Annotated in this window: 19 protein-coding genes; 11 read left to right on the top strand and 8 right to left on the bottom strand. The window is 54.4% G+C overall.

Annotated elements, in window-relative coordinates; genetic code table 11:
* Positions 1–25: 25 nt before the first annotated feature.
* Both ACQE2I_RS13455 and ACQE2I_RS13450 read left to right on the top strand, forming a co-directional pair.
* Positions 26–373: a putative quinol monooxygenase gene (locus ACQE2I_RS13455; RefSeq protein ID WP_427028576.1), complete on the top strand. Its 348-nt coding sequence runs from the start codon at positions 26–28 to the stop codon at positions 371–373.
* A gap of 33 nt (positions 374–406) precedes the next feature.
* A complete protein-coding gene (locus ACQE2I_RS13450) occupies positions 407–874 on the top strand; it encodes an S-ribosylhomocysteine lyase (RefSeq protein ID WP_427028575.1) in 468 nt (155 codons plus the stop codon).
* Positions 875–1,028: 154 nt separating this feature from the next.
* Here the strand turns inward: ACQE2I_RS13450 and ACQE2I_RS13445 are convergent, their stop codons facing one another.
* Positions 1,029–1,244: a hypothetical protein gene (locus ACQE2I_RS13445; protein WP_427028574.1), complete on the bottom strand. Its 216-nt coding sequence runs from the start codon at positions 1,242–1,244 to the stop codon at positions 1,029–1,031.
* Positions 1,245–1,526: 282 nt separating this feature from the next.
* The gene (locus ACQE2I_RS13440; protein ID WP_427028136.1) at positions 1,527–2,828 is read right to left on the bottom strand and encodes an IS1380 family transposase; all 1,302 of its coding nucleotides are present in this window, start codon (positions 2,826–2,828) and stop codon (positions 1,527–1,529) included.
* 277 nt (positions 2,829–3,105) lie between these two features.
* On the opposite strand from ACQE2I_RS13440, the gene ACQE2I_RS13435 reads away from it, so the two are divergent.
* Together ACQE2I_RS13435 and ACQE2I_RS13430 are read left to right on the top strand one after the other, a co-directional pair.
* Positions 3,106–3,756, top strand: a complete 651-nt coding sequence (locus ACQE2I_RS13435; protein ID WP_427028573.1) for a peroxiredoxin — start codon at positions 3,106–3,108, stop codon at positions 3,754–3,756.
* 211 nt (positions 3,757–3,967) lie between these two features.
* Positions 3,968–4,744 (top strand): ZIP family metal transporter, encoded by a 777-nt coding sequence (locus ACQE2I_RS13430; RefSeq protein ID WP_427028572.1) that lies wholly within the window; start codon positions 3,968–3,970, stop codon positions 4,742–4,744.
* 7 nt (positions 4,745–4,751) lie between these two features.
* On the opposite strand, the gene ACQE2I_RS13425 is transcribed toward ACQE2I_RS13430, so the two are convergent.
* A complete protein-coding gene (locus ACQE2I_RS13425; RefSeq protein ID WP_427028571.1) occupies positions 4,752–5,231 on the bottom strand; it encodes a MerR family transcriptional regulator in 480 nt (159 codons plus the stop codon).
* Positions 5,232–5,299: 68 nt separating this feature from the next.
* Here ACQE2I_RS13425 and ACQE2I_RS13420 point away from each other — a divergent pair, with 68 nt between their 5' ends.
* Positions 5,300–7,498 carry a heavy metal translocating P-type ATPase gene (locus tag ACQE2I_RS13420; protein ID WP_427028570.1) on the top strand — a complete coding sequence of 733 codons (2,199 nt, stop codon included), beginning with the start codon at positions 5,300–5,302 and terminating at the stop codon, positions 7,496–7,498.
* Between the two features lie 30 nt (positions 7,499–7,528).
* Here the strand turns inward: ACQE2I_RS13420 and ACQE2I_RS13415 are convergent, their stop codons facing one another.
* Positions 7,529–8,542, bottom strand: coding sequence for an isocitrate dehydrogenase (locus ACQE2I_RS13415; protein WP_427028569.1), 1,014 nt, complete (start codon positions 8,540–8,542; stop codon positions 7,529–7,531).
* A 561-nt stretch (positions 8,543–9,103) separates the two neighbouring features.
* Between ACQE2I_RS13415 and ACQE2I_RS13410 the strand changes: the two genes are divergently transcribed.
* The 3 genes from ACQE2I_RS13410 to cfa all read left to right on the top strand — a co-directional run bounded on the left by ACQE2I_RS13410 (position 9,104) and on the right by cfa (position 12,853).
* Entirely contained in the window at positions 9,104–10,594 is a 1,491-nt protein-coding gene (locus tag ACQE2I_RS13410) for a SulP family inorganic anion transporter (RefSeq protein WP_427028568.1), read from the top strand.
* A 19-nt stretch (positions 10,595–10,613) separates the two neighbouring features.
* The gene (locus ACQE2I_RS13405; protein ID WP_427028567.1) at positions 10,614–11,471 is read left to right on the top strand and encodes a universal stress protein; all 858 of its coding nucleotides are present in this window, start codon (positions 10,614–10,616) and stop codon (positions 11,469–11,471) included.
* 227 nt (positions 11,472–11,698) lie between these two features.
* Positions 11,699–12,853, top strand: coding sequence for a cyclopropane fatty acyl phospholipid synthase (cfa, locus tag ACQE2I_RS13400; RefSeq protein WP_427031472.1), 1,155 nt, complete (start codon positions 11,699–11,701; stop codon positions 12,851–12,853).
* Here the strand turns inward: cfa and ACQE2I_RS13395 are convergent.
* From ACQE2I_RS13395 to crcB, 3 genes are read right to left on the bottom strand one after another with little or no spacing between them, the layout of a single operon-like run.
* Complete coding sequence (locus ACQE2I_RS13395; RefSeq protein ID WP_427028566.1) at positions 12,850–13,812, bottom strand: arsenic resistance protein; 963 nt, start codon at positions 13,810–13,812, stop codon at positions 12,850–12,852. The two genes, cfa and ACQE2I_RS13395, sit on opposite strands and share 4 nt — an antisense overlap.
* Before the next feature lie 21 nt (positions 13,813–13,833).
* Complete coding sequence (locus ACQE2I_RS13390) at positions 13,834–14,229, bottom strand: fluoride efflux transporter FluC (RefSeq protein WP_427028565.1); 396 nt, start codon at positions 14,227–14,229, stop codon at positions 13,834–13,836.
* Positions 14,226–14,615: a fluoride efflux transporter CrcB gene (crcB, locus tag ACQE2I_RS13385; protein WP_427028564.1), complete on the bottom strand. Its 390-nt coding sequence runs from the start codon at positions 14,613–14,615 to the stop codon at positions 14,226–14,228. Before crcB ends, ACQE2I_RS13390 begins: the two co-directional genes overlap by 4 nt.
* 172 nt (positions 14,616–14,787) lie before the next feature.
* Here crcB and ACQE2I_RS13380 point away from each other — a divergent pair, with 172 nt between their 5' ends.
* A complete protein-coding gene (locus ACQE2I_RS13380) occupies positions 14,788–15,642 on the top strand; it encodes a universal stress protein (protein WP_427028563.1) in 855 nt (284 codons plus the stop codon).
* A 72-nt stretch (positions 15,643–15,714) separates the two neighbouring features.
* Here ACQE2I_RS13380 and ACQE2I_RS13375 read toward each other — a convergent pair whose 3' ends face one another.
* Positions 15,715–17,406, bottom strand: a complete 1,692-nt coding sequence (locus tag ACQE2I_RS13375) for a 2-isopropylmalate synthase (RefSeq protein WP_427028562.1) — start codon at positions 17,404–17,406, stop codon at positions 15,715–15,717.
* A 218-nt stretch (positions 17,407–17,624) separates the two neighbouring features.
* Between ACQE2I_RS13375 and ACQE2I_RS13370 the strand changes: the two genes are divergently transcribed.
* Together ACQE2I_RS13370 and ACQE2I_RS13365 are read left to right on the top strand one after the other, a co-directional pair.
* Positions 17,625–18,110 (top strand): Lrp/AsnC family transcriptional regulator, encoded by a 486-nt coding sequence (locus ACQE2I_RS13370; protein WP_427028561.1) that lies wholly within the window; start codon positions 17,625–17,627, stop codon positions 18,108–18,110.
* A gap of 79 nt (positions 18,111–18,189) precedes the next feature.
* Complete coding sequence (locus ACQE2I_RS13365) at positions 18,190–18,552, top strand: RidA family protein (protein WP_427028560.1); 363 nt, start codon at positions 18,190–18,192, stop codon at positions 18,550–18,552.
* Positions 18,553–18,563: the final 11 nt, after the last annotated feature.

The following is an 18,563-nucleotide window of genomic DNA, read 5'->3' as shown; positions in this document are numbered from 1 at the left end:
ACGCTTAACGACTTAGGATATGAGCATGTCAGAAAAAATTTACTGTGTTGCCAGCTTTAAACCCAAACTAGGCAAGGAAGAAGCCGTATTTAAAGCACTTCAGACCCTAGAGCCGAATACGCACCGGGAAGATGCTTGCATTCACTACACGGTAACGCGCCAGATCGACAACCCCTTTGCCCAGGGCACCGGTTATCCGATCGTATTTCATGAAATTTGGGCCAGTCGTGAAGAGTTTGAAGCGCACTGCCAGCGCAAAGAGATTCAAGACTTCTTTGCCAAGCACGTTGAAGCGTCGGATGGCGATATCGAAGATGCCAACGTGTGCGTTTACACCGATGAACCATGGAATTTTGACGCGCCCAAGGTTTAAGCGAATCAAGCTTTAAGCGAAAAAGGAGCCAACATGACCGATAAAAAGATGAACGTCGAGAGCTTTAACCTGGATCACACCAAGGTAAAAGCCCCCTACGTTCGGTTAGCCGATATTAAAGAAGGCCAGAACGGCGACCGTATTCATAAATACGACCTGCGTATCTGCCAGCCCAATAAAGAGCATATGGAGATGCCCGCGCTGCACTCACTTGAGCACTTGATGGCTGAACTGTCGCGCAATCATACCGATAAAGTCGTTGATATCAGCCCCATGGGCTGCCAAACCGGCTTCTACATCGCGATGATCAATCACGACGACTACGACGGCGTGATTACGATCATTGAGCAGACACTCAACGATGTGCTGGTCGCTACTGAAGTACCCGCCTGCAACGAAATGCAGTGCGGCTGGGCCGCCAGCCACAGCCTGGAAGGCGCCCAGGAGCTGGCTCGTAACCTGCTGGCTAAGCGCAACGAGTGGACGGAAGTGTTCGCTTAAACATTAGATGAAAGTGCGCACGACAGTACGAAGCTAGCCAGCCAAACGCCTCCCCAATGTTGCATTTAGCAAGGGAGGCGTTTTTGTGTCGCTAAGCTTTCCGTGCGGAGGGGGCTGGCGGCGAGCATACCGCGTAGCTGGGTGACTTGGCTGGCTAGTTATAAGCCGCCTGCATGGCTTTGTCCCAGCCCTTGGTTTCCAGCCCTTTGCCGGTTTGCTTGGCTTCCAGCACAAACGCGCCGCGTTTGTGGAGGTCGATAAAACCGCGATTTTCGCTGCCGTCGGGGTTTTGAATATCTACTCGGCGCTCAAACGTATAGGCGTTTTCGCGGTTGTCTTTGCTGGCGGGGGCGGGGGCTTCAAATATCAATAGGCATCCTTTCAGACAGGGTGGGTTAAGCAGGGTTAGATAGTAGCATGGGCATTGTGGCGAAAAAGCCCCTTTGTTGAACCGTCTATTGATTCTTACTACGACGAGTACGGCGCCTTAGCCCGGATTTCTCATAGCACCTCAGCCAGTACCACCTCCAAGCCGTCATACCACTAAAAGCCGATTGGTACGGTTTAAACTGCCTGCTTTTTAGCCTCTTTCCGTCGTTCAGACACACCTCCCCCTTTCCCCCATTGCGTCGGGCCGGGGGCGCCCGCGCATTCAGCTCGGTACTAACCGCCTGATGAGATCGGATAGTTGCGCTTTATAGGGGTAGCTGTCACTCATCAACACCCGGATTCGGCGCGTATTGCGGATGATGACCGCGCCCACTTTGATGAGTTTGAGCCTCAGGTTGCTTGGGCTCATGCGCTCAAAAGGGGTCTTCTTCAGGTAAGTGCGTAAGCGCTCGAACAGCGTATAGGCGAAGCCCGATAAGATCAGCCGCCACTGATTGGCCCACCAGTGCGTACTGGAGGTCCGGTCAGCAAACAGGCTCAGTTGTTGATCCTTGATTCGGTTCTCCATGTCGCCCCGAGCGCAGTACTGCTCGTAGTAGAGTTTGAAGCCATCGTCATAACGGGAACTAATGATAAACCGGGGATTAGAGCCCAGTTCGCCTTCTTCCAGACGGGCCACCACCCAGCGTGGATACTTCCAGGAGTGTGCTTGATATTGGAAGCGGAACGTCTCTGCCACTTTCCCGCCCACCTCCCACTGGGTCTTGCGCACCAGCATCATGGGCACGTCCACTTCCTTGAGCAGCCGACTGTTCTTGCCGATGCCCACGATGTAGTCGATATGATGCCGATCACACCAGTTCAGCATCCGAGGGCGGCAAAAGTGGCTATCACCCCGTAACACGATGCGTGTATCGGGCCAGTACTGGCGGATAAAGCGCACCAGTAACGCCAGAATGGCCCAGCTGTGATGGCTGTCGCTGTGGTCACTGGTGCGCAGATAGCTCACTAGTAGATGGCGGCCACAGAAGACATACAGCGGGAAGTAGCAGTGGTGATCGTAATAGCGGTTAAAGAACTTCCCGGGTTGCTCACCGTGCACAGGGATATCGGTGCCATCAAAGTCCAGCACGATCTCCTTCGGGGGTGCGTCATGCTGTTCAATGAAGTGGTGCCACAGCACCTCATGGGCCTTCACCATCGCTTGTCGATCGGCGTTCTGCTCACTCCGGCACAGCGTAGACTTGCCTGCCAGCGCATTATCTTCACCGAGCGCTGTCTGAAGCGCCTGATCATAGCGTAGGGCCTCATGGTCGTTGAAATCTTCGTAGCCCGCGGCGACACCGAACACTCGCTGACGAACCAGAGTGTCGTGCTTGTGACGAACCTGTTCCGGTGCGCGGGGATCATGAAGCACGGAGGCCAAGCGGTGCGTCAGGCGATGTTGCTTATCGACTTCACGAAGCAGGAGCAATCCAGCATCGGAGGTGATGTGGCCCCCAGAGAAATCGGCTTCAATTTGGCGGCGTGAGAGTGGCGAGAAGGTCAGTTTTTCAGGTACCATTTTGGAAGCGGTTGTTGGTGCTTGATGGATTGGTTAGGCTCTTGAAATCATAGCACTTTCAGCCGCTTTCTTTTATACCCCGTGAGAAATCCAGGTTAGGGCGCCGTAGTGTTTTTTACAGTCAGTTAGATTAGGCTTTTATGGCGTTCGGCTACACTTGGCTAAGCGAGTGAACGTTGCCATGCGACTCGCTGTCTTAGCGCTAAATGATCTATAGTGAAGGTGTTGAAAGACAAATAAGCTATTAGGGTGCCTAGCGCCCATTAAGGAGGAAAGCATGTCATTACGTATAAATGCAGTCGTGCCCGATTTCGAAGCGGAAACGAGCCAAGGGCCGATTCGCTTTCATGACTGGATTGGCGATAGCTGGGCGATCCTGTTTTCACATCCTAAAGACTTCACCCCGGTTTGCACGACGGAATTCGGTGTCGTTGCGCAGCTGAGTGCCGAGTGGAAGGCACGCGGTACCAAGGTGATTGGTGTTTCTGTTGATGGCGTAGATGACCACAAGCGTTGGGGTGACGACATTCAAACGGTGAGTGGTAGCCAGGTCGATTTTCCCATCATCGCTGATGATGGGTTAGTGGTGTCAAAACTTTACGACATGCTGCCAGAAGACGCTTACCTGCCAGATGGCCGCACGCCGGCTGATAGCGCCACGGTGCGCTCAGTGTTTATTATCGGGCCTGACAAGCAGTTAAAGCTTTCAATGACCTACCCGATGACGGTAGGGCGTAACTTTGGCGAAATCTTGCGTGCCCTGGATGCGCTGCAAACCACGGCGAAACATGGCGTTGCCACCCCGGCCGATTGGACTGTAGGTCAGGATGTGATTATTCCGCCTAGTGTTTCTGACGCGGATGCCAAGCAGAAGTATGGCGAATATGAAACGGTGTTGCCGTACCTGCGGAAGACGCCTTTGCGTTAATAGCGTGGTGTGAAGAGCTCAAAGCCAGCGCCTATGCGCTGGCTTTCTTTTCGCGCCATGTTAGCGTTTTGCCCTGTTTTAATGACATTAACCCAGTGGCTTCACGGCATAGAGGTGCTAATAAGTTAAAGTACGTGCTGATGCTGCGTTAGGCGCTAACGCAGCATCGTCAATTAAGCCCCTCTCATTGCTGGCCGAGTTTTTGTAGTCCATGGAAAATACGCTGTTATTAGGGTTTTTAGGTAGCTTAGTCGCTGGCCTGCTGACGGCTGTCGGCGCGTTGCCGGTGCTGTTAGGCAAAACGCCGAGCCGAGGATTTCGTGATTTAGCGCTGGGTTTTGCGGCGGGGGTAATGCTGGCAGCGTCGTTTTTCTCACTGATTATCCCCGCGCTGGACGCCGCAGAAACCTACTATTCCGGCGGCCCGGTGCCCGCTGCGATTGTCTGTATTGCTATTTTGCTGGGCATGGGCGCCATCGCTCTGCTTAACGAGCGCCTTCCTCATGAACACTTCGCCCAGGGGCGCGAGGGCCCGGAGGCTGCTTCTTTGCGCCGTGTCTGGCTGTTTGTGTTCGCGATTACCATTCACAACTTGCCGGAAGGCATGGCAGTAGGCGTTGGTTTTGGGGCCAATGGGTTAGAGGGCGGCATGCCGTTGGCGATCGGCATTGGGCTGCAGAATATGCCGGAAGGGCTGGCCGTTGCGGTTGCGTTGATGGGTGAAGGCTACTCAAAGTGGCGCTCCTGGTCGATTGCTGCTCTAACTGGCCTGATCGAGCCCATTGGTGGGCTGTTTGGCGCCAGTATCGTTAGCGTTTCCCAGATACTGCTGCCGTGGGGCTTGGCGTTCGCCGCCGGTGCCATGCTGTACGTGATTAGCCATGAGATCATCCCCGAAACACACCGCAGCGGGCACCAGAAAAAGGCCACCTTTGGTCTGGCGATGGGCTTGGTGATTATGCTGTTCTTAGATGTTTGGCTGGGCTAACTCGGCGCTAACCGATGACATCCGCACCGCCATGGGGGCCCGAGTGCTTGCATAGGCGGTGGTCGCTAAGCACGTCGATAATATGACAGTGACCAATATTGCCCCCCGCACACTGCTGAATCATACGCTGTAATTCATCGCGCACCGCCGTTAGCCGTGCAAGCCGTGCTTCAACTTCCGCTAGATGGCGCTTGGCCAGCGTATCGACCTCGTCGCAGGGCATCGCCGGTTGATCGGCCATTTGTAACAGCTCTCGTACGGCTTCTACTGAAAAGCCAAAATCCCGCGCATGACGAATAAACGTCAGGCGGCGGATAGCGGTCGTAGTGTAGCGACGTTGATTGCCTTCATTGCGTGGTGCTGAAGGCAACAAGCCAATGTGTTCGTAATAGCGCACGGTTTCTGGCTTGCAGCTGGATTCACGTGCTAGTTCGCCAATGCCGATATAACGCTCATTGGCGGGTGGCTCAGGGTTTTGATCTTTCATTGCTTGAACCTCTAGTGACTATAGGTATTACGCTGCTCTCAAGATAGACGAACTTGGAGCGAAGAGCGATGAGTGGCACCACACCTGTTAAAACGACACAACACCAGACGCCACCAGCGGCGAGCGCACCTACCACCCTGCGCGTGCAGGGCATGGACTGCGGCGGCTGCGAACGGAAAGTTGAATCGGCACTAACGCGCTTAAACCACGTTGAGCAGGTTTCCGCGAGCGCGGTAACGGGGACGGTGCAACTCACCTCACTGCCAGGGCAATCGCTGCCACGCGCTGAGATTGAGTCGACGATTACTGCGCTCGGCTACCAAGTGATGAATGAGTCCTCGGCTGCTCATGGTGAGAAGAGTGCTACCCGCTGGTGGCAGACGCCTAAAGGGCGTTTAGTGCTCGTTAGCGGGGTGCTGCTGGCGCTTGCCTGGGGGCTTAAATTTGCTTGGCCTGCGCTGGGCAGTTGGCCCTTTATCGCGGCGACGCTGGTGGGCCTGGTGCCGATTATTCAGCATGCCTGGCAAGCGCTCAAACTGGGCAACCCCTTCACCATTGAGATGCTAATGAGCATCGCCGCTATGGGTGCGCTGGCCATTAATGCCGCGGCCGAAGCGGCGGTGGTGGTGTTTCTGTTTGCCGTGGGTGAGCTGCTAGAGGGAGTGGCTGCCGCCCAGGCGCGCCGTAGTATCTCGGCGCTTTCCAAGCTAACGCCTTCTACCGCGCGGCTATTAGAACAGGGCGAAATCCGCGAAGTCGCTGCTGCTTCGCTTGAGCCTGGCCAACGTGTTCAGGTGCGCCCCGGTGACCGGCTACCCTGTGATGGGCAAATTATGTCCGGAAATTCTTCAATCGATGAATCGCCGGTCAATGGCGAATCGGTACCCCGGGAGCGCGGCGAGGGGGAAGCGGTGTTTGCGGGCACGGTCAACCTGGATGGCATATTAGAGGTCGAGGTGACCCGCAGCGCTGAAAACAACACCATCGCGCGGGTAATTAAGCTGGTGGAGGAGGCCCAGGCGTCGAAAGCGCCGGTGGCCCGCTTTATTGACCGCTTCGCGTTTTACTATATGCCTGCGGTGGTTGGTGTGGCGCTGCTGGTCGCTATCGTGCCGCCGCTGGTGTCGTCGATGCTGTGGTCAGAATCCATTTACCGCGCCTTAGCGCTGCTGCTGATTGCCTGCCCCTGCGCGCTGGTGATCTCGACGCCTGCGGCGATTGCCGCCGGTCTATCGGTGGGCGCTCGCAACGGCCTGCTGATGAAAGGCGGCGCGGTGCTAGAGCAGCTAGGCAAGCTCAAACGGGTCGCGCTGGATAAAACCGGTACGCTGACTGCGGGCAAGCCGACGGTGACGGATGTAGAGAGCTTTAATGGCGTCAGTCTTGACGAAGTAGTGCGCCTTGCCGCCGCCCTGGAACAGGGGGCGAGCCACCCCCTGGCTGTGGCGATTAGTGACTATTTTTATAGTGACGATGTTCACAATAATGATGCCCAGCTTGGATCTTCCTTGCCTGTCGTACATGGCGGTCGTGCGCTCGCGGGGCAGGGCGTTGCTGGTGAGGTGGAAGGGCGTGAACTGATGCTCGTTAGCCCGCGCTACTTGCAACGCTTCGATAATTCAGCAAACGATTGGGACGCACGTATTGAGGCATTGGAACAGCAGGGCAAAAGCCTCGCGGTACTGGTAGAAAACCAGCGGCCTATTGGGCTAATTGCACTGCGTGATGAACCCCGTGAAGATGCTCGCGAAGGTCTTCAAGCGTTGGAGCGCCTAGGCGTGCAAGCCGTGATGCTCAGCGGTGATAATGCCCGCACCGTGGCGGCCATTGGTGAACAGTTGGGTATTGAAGCAGAAGGCGAGCTGATGCCGGAAGATAAAGCCCAGCGTGTGCGCCAGTGGCAGGCACAAAGGCTTGGGCCGATAGGTAAAGTGGGCGATGGTATTAACGATGCTCCGGCACTCGCAGCGGCAGAGGTAGGTATTGCGATGGGCAGTGGTACTGATGTGGCGCTTGAAACCGCCGACGCCGCGCTGCTTAAAAACCGCGTAGGCGGGATAGCCGAGATGATCGCACTTTCCCGGGCGACCATGCGCAATGTAAAAACCAATGTGGCCTTGGCGCTTGGCTTCAAGGCGCTGTTTTTGGTCTCTACGGCGCTGGGGATTACAGGGATGTGGGTCGCGGTAATGGCGGACACCGGGGCGACCGTACTGGTCACCCTCAATGCGTTGCATTTATTGCGTTACCGCTTTACCGACGTTTAAGACAAACTAACCCCGTTAGCTCTTTACGAACTAGCTTTGTACGTATTCGACCAACGCCTGGGCAAAGGAATCGGTGCTGCCGGTTCCGCCCATATCGGGGGTGACCATATCGCGGCGGGTTTCCAGCACGGTACGAATACCCTGGCGGATAGCGTCGCCTTTTTCGTTCATGCCCAGGTGATCGAGCATTTGCGCGGCAGCCAGCAGCAGGGCACAGGGGTTAGCAATGTTTTTGCCTTCGATATCCGGCGCTGAGCCATGCACAGCTTCAAAGATCGCCGCTTTTTCGCCGATGTTCGCCCCAGGCGCCAGGCCCAAGCCGCCGACTAAGCCAGCGCAAAGGTCAGAGAGAATATCGCCAAACAGGTTGGTGGTGACTACTACATCAAACTGATGTGGGTTCATTACCAGCTGCATGCAGGCGTTATCGACGATCATCTCTTGGAATTTGATCTCGGGGTACTCTTTGGCGATTTCGCGCGCCACATCCAAGAACAGCCCTGAGCTGGTTTTGATGATATTGGCTTTATGCACCGCGGTAACTTTTTTGCGGCCGTTGTTTTTGGCCAGCTCAAAGGCGTAGCGCACAATACGCTCGGAGCCTTTGCGGGTGACTTTGATCACCGAAATACCGGTATCGCCGTCGTCGATCATCTCCTGGCCGTCGGAAAGATACGCACCTTCGGTATTTTCACGCACGGTGATCATATCGATATTGTCGTAGCGCGAGCGGGTGCCAGGGAAGCTAATCGCTGGGCGCACGTTGGCGTAAAGGTCAAAGTGACGACGCAGCTGTACGTTAATCGAGGAGAAGCCCTTACCAATTGGCGTGGTCAGCGGGCCTTTCAGCGCGATGCCGTACTTCTCAATGGCATCGAGTGACTCCTGAGGAATCAGCGTGCCGTGCTTTTCAAGGGCTCCAAGGCCCGCATCAATATGCTGGTAGGTTAAGCCGCAATCTAGCGCGTCGAGTACTCGCAGCGTGGCGTCCATAATCTCGGGGCCGATACCATCGCCCTTGATGACTGCAATAGATTGGCTCATGTACTGTTCCTCTTTAATCGGCAGGCTTGTTCCGTAAAGAATGGCGTGCCGCTTCAACGTGAAAAGTTGGGATTTAATGTCTCTCTTTTAGCGGCGCAATGGTACTTCAGAAAGGGGGTGAAGGTCACTTTACCTATAGTAGCGATCTATTACGTAGTGGTAGAGCCTAACTAGCGGTGTTAGACGTTGGGTGCAATGCAGCAGGATTACTGGTAAGCTATGGCGCTTTGTCGCACTACGCTTTCCTGTAAATTGCTTTCTGAAAAGAATATTTGCCAATGACCACATTGACTCATCGCAATCCAGGGCTGATGACTCCGCCCTAGCCCGCCAGCTCCCCTTCCAAAGGTGCTGATAGCGCATTCACTGTGCTGTCACCACTTTGTGGTACTTACAATCTCAGTACCCGAATTTAGCAATACCTAACGCTAGCTCACCACTATTTAAAATTAAGAAAACTGACCATCCCAGCGTGCCAATTGTTGGCGGCGTTCCACACTGTTGGCTGCGCTGTTTGAACGCTTTTGGCCTGTTATTAACCTAAAACCATGGATCCCTCGCATGTACGAAAAGTTTAAACAATCCTGGCTCTCCAACCTCAAGGGCGACACCCTGGCGGGGATTGTCGTGGCCCTTGCACTAATCCCCGAGGCTATTGCGTTTTCGATCATCGCAGGCGTTGACCCAAAGGTCGGTCTTTATGCCTCCTTCGCTATCTGTGTGATTATCGCCTTTACTGGCGGCCGCTCAGGCATGATCTCAGCGGCAACCGGCGCCATGGCGCTACTGATGATCACCCTGGTGAAAGAGCACGGTTTAGAGTACCTGCTGGCCGCTACGCTGTTGACCGGTGTGCTGCAGATTGTGGCAGGTTATCTAAAGCTTGCTGAGTTGATGCGATTCGTATCGCGCTCGGTGGTGACAGGGTTTGTCAACGCGCTGGCCATACTGATCTTTATAGCCCAGTTGCCCGAGCTGACTGACGTCACTTGGCACGTTTATGCAATGACCATTGCGGGCTTAGCCATCATTTACGGCTTCCCCTATGTGCCGGTAGTGGGTAAAGCCATTCCTTCGCCACTGGTATGTATTGTTGTACTCACCGCCGTGTACATGCTGACCGGCATGGATATTCGCAGCGTTGGCGATATGGGCGAGCTGCCCGATAGCCTGCCGATGTTCTTATGGCCCGATGTGCCGCTGAACTTTGAAACCCTGATGATCATCCTGCCCTATTCGCTAATGTTAACCGTGGTGGGCCTGCTTGAATCAATGATGACGGCGACCATTATTGATGACTTAACTGATACCAAAAGCGATAAAAACCGCGAGTGTAAAGGCCAGGGTATTGCCAACATTGGCGCGGGTTTGATTGGTGGTATGGCGGGCTGCGCCATGATTGGCCAATCGGTGATCAATATTAAATCCGGCGGCCGCCGTCGTACCTCGACGTTAATTGCCGGTATCGCACTACTGCTGATGGTGGTTTTCCTGGCCGATTGGGTATCCCAGATCCCCATGGCCGCGCTGGTGGCGGTAATGATTATGGTCTCTATCGGTACCTTTAGCTGGGAGTCAATTCGCGATCTGAAAAAGCATCCCATGAGCACTAATATCGTCATGGTGGCCACCGTTATCGTAACGGTAGGTACCCACAACTTGGCGATTGGCGTATTCGTTGGTGTGCTGTTAGCGGCGATGTTCTTTGCCAACAAAGTCGGCAACATCATGTATATCGGCTCCAAAGAAATAGAACCGGGGAAAGTGCGTGAATACGAAGTCGTCGGTCAGGTGTTCTTTGCTTCCTCCGAGCGCTTTATCGCCGCCTTCGACTTTAAAGAGAGTATCGATAAAGTCACCATCAACCTCTCCCGTGCACACTTCTGGGACATTACCGCCGTACAGGCGCTGGATCGCGTGGTGATTAAATTCCGCCGTGAAGGTACCGAGGTAGAGATGGTCGGGTTGAGCGAAGCCAGCGCGACGGTGGTGGATCGCTATGCGGTTCATAACGACCCCGAAGCGGTTGAAAAGTTGATGGGCGGCCACTAACCAACGCAAGGAGCGCAACATGACAGATCAGGTATTAGCCGCTATTGACGGCTCCCAGTTTTCCGAAGGCGTCTGCGATTATGCCGCCTGGGCAAGCTTGGCCATGGAGGCACCGTTAACCTTTGTGCATGTGGTCGACAACCATTCGGACGTACCCGAAGAGCAGAACCTTTCCGGCAATCTGCGCTTCGGTGCCCGCGAACGGCTGATGAAAGAGCTTTCCGAACTTGATGAGCAGCGCGCGAAGGTGAATCGCGAACAAGGCAAGTTGATGCTGGAAGCCGCCAAAGAGCGCGCCATAGAGGATGGGGTCAGCGACCCCATCACGCGCCAGCGCAATGGCACCCTGGTGGAAAGCCTGTTAGAGCTTGAGAAAGACATACGTTTGCTGGTGGTGGGCAAGCGCGGTGAAACTGCCCACCAAGCCAGTGGCCATCTTGGCTCTAACCTTGAGCGTGTGGTGCGTGAATTGCACCGCCCGATCCTGATGGTGCCGAAAACCTTCAAGCGGCCTGAAAAGATATTGATGGCTTTTGATGGTAGCAAAACCGCTCGTAAAGGCGTTGAAATGTTGGCACGCTCGCCACTTTTTGCGGGCACTGAGTGCCATGTGCTGATCGTGGGTGCGGAAACGGCTGAACACCGCTCCGAGCTTGAGTGGGCGTTAAGCACATTGCGTGAAGCGGGCCACCAAGCCGAAGGCGCTATTCGTGCTGGCGAGGTAGATGAAGCCCTGCAAGCCTACGAAAAAGAGCACAGCATTGATCTACTGGTGATGGGGGCCTACGGACACTCTCGTATTCGACACCTGCTGGTAGGTAGCACCACAACGGCCATGCTACGTGGTAGTCGCATACCGGTACTGATTTTGCGCTAGGGCTCGCTAAGCTAAAACTCAAAAAAGCAGCAGCGCATAACCGTTTAACTCGCTTTGCGTATTACCTTCGCAGCCGGCCCTCTTTCTTGAGTGAGCTGGCTTTTTAGTCTCTGCAGTGCATAAATTATCTCCATCAAATGATGCTAATGTTGCAATGCGCTTCTATGCTAGTAGTCAGGTTGTGGCCTATTCACCCACTGGAATAGCGTAAGGAGCCTGCTGTGAACATGCCTATGTTGGAAAAAAAGCCTCTTGGCTTCGACGAAGCCTCTTCCTCCCATCGTTTTGTCGTCGATCTACTGGCCCAGGCCGATATTCAATTGGATGGTCAACGCCCCTGGGATATAAAGCTAAAAGCATCTGGTGTTATCGATAGCGCCCTTTCGCGAGGTAACCTAGGGCTTGGCGAAAGCTATATGAACGGAGATTGGGAAGCTGATCAGCTCGATGAACTGTTTTATCGCTTGATGCGTGCCCAGCTTGGGCAACGTATTAAGCCTACCCAACTGGTTTATTACTCGTTACGTTCACGTTTACTGAACCGCCAAACCGTTAAGCGCGCGTGGGAAGTAGGCGAAAAACATTATGATCTGGGCAATGATTTTTACGCTTCCATGCTCGATCAGCGCATGACCTATACCTGCGGCTATTGGAAAAATGCCCAAACATTAGATGATGCTCAGGAAACCAAGCTAGACCTTATTTGTCGTAAGCTAGATCTAAAGCCCGGTATGCGTATCCTCGACATCGGCTGCGGTTGGGGCAGCTTTATGGCCTACGCCGCCGAGCATTACGGTGTTGAATGCGTGGGCCTTACGATCTCGAAAGAGCAAGCTGAGTTCGGGCAACGGCTGATCAAAAAAGGCTTGCCGGTTGAGTTTCGCTTACAGGATTACCGTAATGAGCACGAGCAGTTTGACCGTATTGTCAGCATCGGCATGTTTGAGCACGTGGGGCACAAAAACTACCGCGAGTTTATGATGGTCGCAAACCGTTGCTTAAAAGATGATGGACTGTTTTTATTGCATACTATTGGTAAAAATCTAAGTAATACAGTTACTGACCCATGGATTGATAAGTATATTTTTCCCAATGGGGAACTGCCCACGCTAGGGTTACTTACGGAAGCCTCAGAAGCGCTTTTCGTGGTTGAGGATATACATAACTTTGGGGCTGACTATGACCGAACCCTAATGGCCTGGCATCAAAATTTCGAGGCGCACTGGCCGACCTTTAAAGGCCAGTATGGCGAGGGTTTTTATCGTATGTGGCGTTATTACTTACTCAGCTGCGCCGGTGCATTCCGAGCCAGGGAAATCCAGCTTTGGCAATTGGTAATGAGTAAGCGGGGGGTGTTGGGGGGCTATCACCGCATCAGTTAATTGTCCCTCTCCGGCAATAGCTTGCTGGGCACCCAGCGTAAGAACGCCACCATGCCAAATAGCTCCACCAATGATTGAAACACAATCACCACCACAGCAGCCTGCCAGGCACTGGGCAGCGTTAGCGCAATCGGCAGCATCACAAAAGAGTTCCGCGTGGCAAAGCTAAAGGCCAGCGTTCGGGCGCTGGCGGTTGGCAGTTTAAACAACTTGCCTAGCCCTTTACCCAGCAGTGCCGCAAAGACTAAAAAACCAATAAAAATAAACACGACTTGAATCAGTATATGGCTAAGCCCGAAAACAGTCGTGACCTGTGAGGCAGCAGTCATAAACACGACTAGGGCTAGCAGCGGTACCGGTAGCATCCCCATGTGATGCACACTACGCTCAACCGCTTTATGACGTTGAGCGGCGTACTCGGTTAGCCAGGCTAGCGCTAAGGGGGTAAGGATAAGCCCTGCAAAAGCGCTGAGCAGCTCGGTCGAAAGCGTCAGCTGAAACCACTCACTGCCTAAGAACAGCCACAGATAAACCGGTAACGCGATCATCTGTACCAGCAGTAGTAGCGGGGTGGCGGCAACGGCCCGGGCGGTATCCCCTTTGCCTAAATGCGTGAAGGTAATAAACCAATCGGTACAGGGCACCAGCAGTACCAGTAAAGCACCAGCCAATACCGCAGGTGAGAGCGGTAGCCAAACCACCAAAAGCGCTAAAAAGGCTGGAATGGCGATAAAGTTACCGACCATTAGCGCAACCATAAAACGCTTATCTTTCATGCCCCGAGCAATATGCAGCAGCGGAATTTGGGTAAACGTGGCGTACAGTAATAGGCCGAGTAGCGGCCATAGCAGTTGTTCCAGCGGCTCTGACAGCGCTGGCAGCCAACTACCCAGCCCTAGCCCCAGGCAGATGAACGTTAGGTAGATCCAAGACTGCTGCTGTTCTAACCGGTCGCGCATAAACGTTGCTTCATTGGGAGTTTAGGGTTGTCGGTGAGCCAGCGCGATACGCTCACCGACAATGGCTGCCAACAGCCATAGCGGTAAGCTGACGCTGACGTATATCAGCGCTATTCCCACTTGGTCTTGCGCTATAAAGTGCATGGTCTCTAAGCTAAACAGCGAAAAGGTGGTAAAGCCACCGCAAAACCCGGCCACCCAGGCGGGCTGCCAGCGAGCCATGCTGCTGTGGGGGCTGCGGCTAATCGTTGCCGCCAACCAGCCAATCAAGCAAGAGCCCAGTACGTTAACGGCCAGCGTGCCCCAGGGGAAGGCGTCCCCAAGTGTTGCGAACGCGCCCAGTGAAACGCCGTAGCGCAATACGCTGCCTAAGCCGCTGCCCGCACCTACGGCTAAATACGCTTTCCAGGCGCTCACAGGGAACCTCCAGCGACTAGCCAGCCCAGTGCGACCATGGCTAAACCGAGCAGCAGTGTGGCAGCCACATTGAGCGCAGAGCGCAGCGCTTGACTGCTCTGCCATAGCTCAATGGTTTGCAGACTAAAAGACGAAACGGTGGTGTAGCCGCCGAGCAGCCCGGCCACCATAAATAGCCAAAAAGGGGAGGGTTGCGCGTTGGGTATGCCTAGGCTGGCTAGCAAATAGCCTGCGATAAAGGCACCGCTGGCGTTGACGACCAGCGTTCCCCAGGGAAAGGCTTTACCCCACCAGCGCGCCATCAGGTTAGAAACGCCAAATCGACCCATGCCGCCCAGCGCGCCGCCCAACGCTACTAGCAGTACGCTTGTTAAGCCATGCCCCATGAGTGTCCTCGTGGCCGCTATATAAATAGGCCGCTAAGTGTAGCACGCACCTTTGAGAGACACAGAAGCTGGATAAAGAACGTTTTAGGGTGTCGTGGGTCGATGAGTTCGTGTAGAAAAGGTAAAGAATATAACAATAACGTTGGTGCGCCCGCTCAAGGAGAAATAACCGATGTCAGATCGCGTGTTGGCAGCTATCGATAGTTCTCAGTATTCAGAAGGTGTGTGTGATTATGCGGCCTGGGCCGCCAAAGCGCTCAATGTGCCGCTCAGTTTTATCCATACCGTCGATAACCATGCCCAGGTAGCCGAGCCCGACTTAACCGGTAACCTAGGCTTAGGGACTCGAGAACACCTGTTAGAAAAACTCTCAGGCATTGAAGAGCAGCATGCAAAAATTTCCCGTGAACGTGGCCGCCTGCTGTTGGACGCGGCCAAAGAGCGTGCGATCAACGCGGGTATTGCCGAGCCGCAATGTTTACAGCGCAACGGCACGCTGGTGGAAACACTGGTCGAGAACGAAAAAGAAGTGCGTTTGCTGGTGCTTGGCAAGCGGGGTGAAACCGCTCATCAGGCCAGTGGCCATTTAGGTTCTAACCTTGAGCGCGTGGTGCGGGAAATGCACCGGCCGATTCTGATGGTACCCAAACAATTTACCCAGCCGCATAACGTGATGATGGCGTTCGATGGTAGTAACACGGCGCGTAAAGGCGTGGAGATGCTGGCGAAAAGTCCTCTTTTTGAGGGCGCCACCTGCCATGTAGTGATCGTCGGCGCGGAAACCGCTGAAAACCGTTCCCAGCTTAACTGGGCGCTGGAAACCTTACGTGAAGCGGGGCACGCCGCGGAAGGGGCTATACGCGCGGGCGAGGTGGAAGAGACACTGCGCGCTTATAAACAAGAAAACGGCATCGATATGTTGGTGATGGGCGCCTATGGCCACTCGCGGATTCGCCATCTTCTTGTCGGCAGTACTACCACCATGATGTTACGTAAAGCCCAAGTGCCGGTGCTGATTTTGCGCTGATAGTGAGTGTCGTCAGCTTAATCCATGCTTAGCGACGCGGCGTCACTAAGCATGGATACTCCATACCGTTCGCTAGAGTGCTAGTGCAGAAGCTTGGAGTTGAGCTGCTTGACCGCTTGTCTTAGCCGCGAGATTGATACCCGACAGCAGGGCTTTGAGCGATGCGCTGACGGTGTCGCTATCCTCGGCAACCGCACAAACGCGCTGGCCATCGATATTGAGCTGCACAAAGGCAATCGCATTGGCTTCACTGCTGGCTCCCAGCGAGTGCTCGCTGTAATCGATAATCCCCACATTACTGTCAGAGTGGCGTTGCCAGGCATCGGTAAACGCAGACATGGCACCGTTGCCTTTACCAGAAAGCTGAAGTAAGTCGTCGCCTTGGCGGAGGGTAACTTCGATGCCTTCTTGCTGCCCTTTCGAAAGCTGATAATCAACTAACGAGAGCGGCGCTTCCTGTGTGAAGCTATCAAACATCACCTGACGAATCATTGCGCTGGAAAGTTCGCTGGCGCGTTTTTCGCTCTCTTGCTGCACGTAAGGCGCCAGCGCCAGCATCATCCAGCGGGGCAGGTTAATGCCGTAGTCGCGCTCCAGCAGAAAGGCCATGCCGCCTTTGCCGGATTGGCTGTTGACGCGAATTACCGCCTGATAATCGCGGCCAATATCGTGAGGATCAATCGGCAAATAGGCGACTTGCCACGCCTCGTTGGGTTTTTGATGCTTGAGCGATTTACGTATTGCGTCCTGGTGGCTGCCTGAGAACGCGGTATAGACCATCTCGCCTACCCACGGGTGGCGGGGGTGCATGGTAATGCCGGTGCACTCTTGAACCACCTGGATAATCTCATCGGGGTTGGAAAGATCAAGTTTCGGGTCGATGCCTTGGCTGTAGAGGTTCATGGCCAGGGTGACGATATCCATATTACCGGTGCGCTCACCGTTACCGAGCAGCGTGCCTTCTACCCGGTCGGCACCCGCCAGCAGGGCGAGTTCGGCAGAGGCCACGGCACCGCCGCGATCGTTATGGGTATGTACCGAGATAATCACGCTGTCGCGGCGGCTAATATGTTGGCAGAAATACTCGATTTGATCCGCGTGGTGGTGCGGCCCAGCGACTTCCACCGTGGTTGGCAGGTTAAGAATGCACTTGTTATCCGGCGTTGGCTGCCAGACCTCCATTACCGCTTCACAAATCGCCAAGGAGAAATCGATCTCGGTACTGGAGAAGCTCTCGGGGGAGTATTGGAAACGCCAGTCAACTTCTGGATACTGCGCGGCGTAGGTTTTGACCCAGGTAGCGCCTTGTACCGCGATCTCGGTAATCCCGGCGCGATCCATCTCAAACACGCGCTCGCGCTGAATAGTCGAGGTCGAATTGTAGAGGTGAATAATGGCTCGCTTGGCGCCAACCAAAGAGGCAAACGTCTTCTCGATTAAGTGCTCGCGGCACTGCACCAGCACCGCAATGGTGACGTCGTCAGGAATCTGGCTCTCTTCGATTAGCCAGCGCACAAAGTCGTAGTCAGGTTGGCTGGCGGAGGGAAAACCCACCATGACTTCTTTAATACCGACGTTGATAATTTGGTGCCAGAAGCGTTTTTTTTGCTCAACCGTCATCGGCTCAAGTAGCGCCTGGTTGCCATCGCGTAGGTCTTCACTCACCCAAATCGGCGCGTGTTGAATCTCCCGGTCAGGCCATTGGCGGTTGAAAGCCGGAACGCGGGGAGCAGGGCGGTATTTGCGATGATCAAAAGCAGACATGTTGAGCTTCCTAACGGTTGGTTTTGTTAAGGGCGACCGCTTGTGGCGTAAGCCGCATGACGAGAGCGCAGGGTTGAGCGCCGAATCGTGGCCCACTTGTGGCAGTGGCTACAGTTTACGCGGTTTAGCGCGCAAGGTTATTGCTAAAGCGGTATGTTTCCCTTTGTGATTGGCATAAAATATCTAAATTGTTTATTTTTTTGGCAGGAGTTGCCTTTATGTCGATAACCCCTCTTGAGCTTGATCGCTTTGACCGTCATATCCTGAACGTATTACAGCAGGAAGGGCGTATCAGTAACCAGGAGCTTGCCGAGCGCATTGGCCTCTCACCTTCGCCCTGCCTGCGTCGGGTGCGCGCCCTGGAGGAGCACGGGCTGATTACGCAATATCGCGCTGAGGTAGATGCCCGCCAGCTTGGTTATCAACTAATGGTGTTGCTGCACATTGCGATGGATCAGCATACGCCGGAGCGCTTTGATAATTTTGAACGCCATATCCGTACCCTTCCCAATGTGATTGAGTGCCTGATTATTACCGGACAGGCGGCTGATTTTCAGCTCAAAATATTGGTCAAGGATATGGATGACTATCAGCATTTGCTGCTGCATGTGATAAATCGCATCGAAGGGGTCACCGGCGCGCATACCAGCTTTGTGCTGCGGCGGGTCTTTGAGCACCGGCCAGTGCCCACCGAGCGCTTTTAAGCGTTTTAGCATTGGGCATGGTAAGGGGTAGGCTAAGCGGTTTAGACTGCTTTTTTATAACGGATTAGGAGTTTTCACTATGACGATTAAACGCCACGATACAAAAGCCCGTATGAGCCGTGCCGTGATTCACCAGGGAATTGCCTACCTGTGTGGCCAAGTAGCGGGCCCAGAGGCGCGCGAAGGCGATATTACCGCGCAAACAGAAAGCCTGCTGGCGCGGGTGGATGCGCTGTTAACGGAGATTGGTTCTAGCCGTGAGCAACTGCTTAGCGCCACGGTTTATCTTAAAGATGGCGGCGATGTGGCCGCTATGAACGAGGTATGGGATGCCTGGGTGCCGGAAGGTTATGCACCGGCGCGCACCTGTGTATGCGCACCGCTGCCTGCCGATGAACTAAAAGTAGAAATTACCGTTACCGCCGCAGTGAATGGCGAATAACTCACCACTCA

This window comes from Halomonas sp. H2, from assembly GCF_050215315.1.
GTDB lineage: Bacteria > Pseudomonadota > Gammaproteobacteria > Pseudomonadales > Halomonadaceae > Vreelandella.
This window is presented reverse-complemented; position numbering and strand designations above follow the sequence as displayed.

What these genes read in the sequence shown, in the direction of transcription:
- ACQE2I_RS13455 (WP_427028576.1), top strand. Translation starts at nt 26, where the DNA reads ATGTCAGAAAAAATTTACTGTGTTGCCAGCTTTAAACCCAAACTAGGC.
- ACQE2I_RS13450 (WP_427028575.1), top strand. Translation starts at nt 407, where the DNA reads ATGACCGATAAAAAGATGAACGTCGAGAGCTTTAACCTGGATCACACC.
- ACQE2I_RS13440 (WP_427028136.1), bottom strand. Translation starts at nt 2,828, where the DNA reads ATGGTACCTGAAAAACTGACCTTCTCGCCACTCTCACGCCGCCAAATT.
- ACQE2I_RS13435 (WP_427028573.1), top strand. Translation starts at nt 3,106, where the DNA reads ATGTCATTACGTATAAATGCAGTCGTGCCCGATTTCGAAGCGGAAACG.
- ACQE2I_RS13430 (WP_427028572.1), top strand. Translation starts at nt 3,968, where the DNA reads ATGGAAAATACGCTGTTATTAGGGTTTTTAGGTAGCTTAGTCGCTGGC.
- ACQE2I_RS13425 (WP_427028571.1), bottom strand. Translation starts at nt 5,231, where the DNA reads ATGAAAGATCAAAACCCTGAGCCACCCGCCAATGAGCGTTATATCGGC.
- ACQE2I_RS13420 (WP_427028570.1), top strand. Translation starts at nt 5,300, where the DNA reads ATGAGTGGCACCACACCTGTTAAAACGACACAACACCAGACGCCACCA.
- ACQE2I_RS13415 (WP_427028569.1), bottom strand. Translation starts at nt 8,542, where the DNA reads ATGAGCCAATCTATTGCAGTCATCAAGGGCGATGGTATCGGCCCCGAG.
- ACQE2I_RS13410 (WP_427028568.1), top strand. Translation starts at nt 9,104, where the DNA reads ATGTACGAAAAGTTTAAACAATCCTGGCTCTCCAACCTCAAGGGCGAC.
- ACQE2I_RS13405 (WP_427028567.1), top strand. Translation starts at nt 10,614, where the DNA reads ATGACAGATCAGGTATTAGCCGCTATTGACGGCTCCCAGTTTTCCGAA.
- cfa (WP_427031472.1), top strand. Translation starts at nt 11,699, where the DNA reads ATGCCTATGTTGGAAAAAAAGCCTCTTGGCTTCGACGAAGCCTCTTCC.
- ACQE2I_RS13395 (WP_427028566.1), bottom strand. Translation starts at nt 13,812, where the DNA reads ATGCGCGACCGGTTAGAACAGCAGCAGTCTTGGATCTACCTAACGTTC.
- crcB (WP_427028564.1), bottom strand. Translation starts at nt 14,615, where the DNA reads ATGGGGCATGGCTTAACAAGCGTACTGCTAGTAGCGTTGGGCGGCGCG.
- ACQE2I_RS13380 (WP_427028563.1), top strand. Translation starts at nt 14,788, where the DNA reads ATGTCAGATCGCGTGTTGGCAGCTATCGATAGTTCTCAGTATTCAGAA.
- ACQE2I_RS13375 (WP_427028562.1), bottom strand. Translation starts at nt 17,406, where the DNA reads ATGTCTGCTTTTGATCATCGCAAATACCGCCCTGCTCCCCGCGTTCCG.
- ACQE2I_RS13370 (WP_427028561.1), top strand. Translation starts at nt 17,625, where the DNA reads ATGTCGATAACCCCTCTTGAGCTTGATCGCTTTGACCGTCATATCCTG.
- ACQE2I_RS13365 (WP_427028560.1), top strand. Translation starts at nt 18,190, where the DNA reads ATGACGATTAAACGCCACGATACAAAAGCCCGTATGAGCCGTGCCGTG.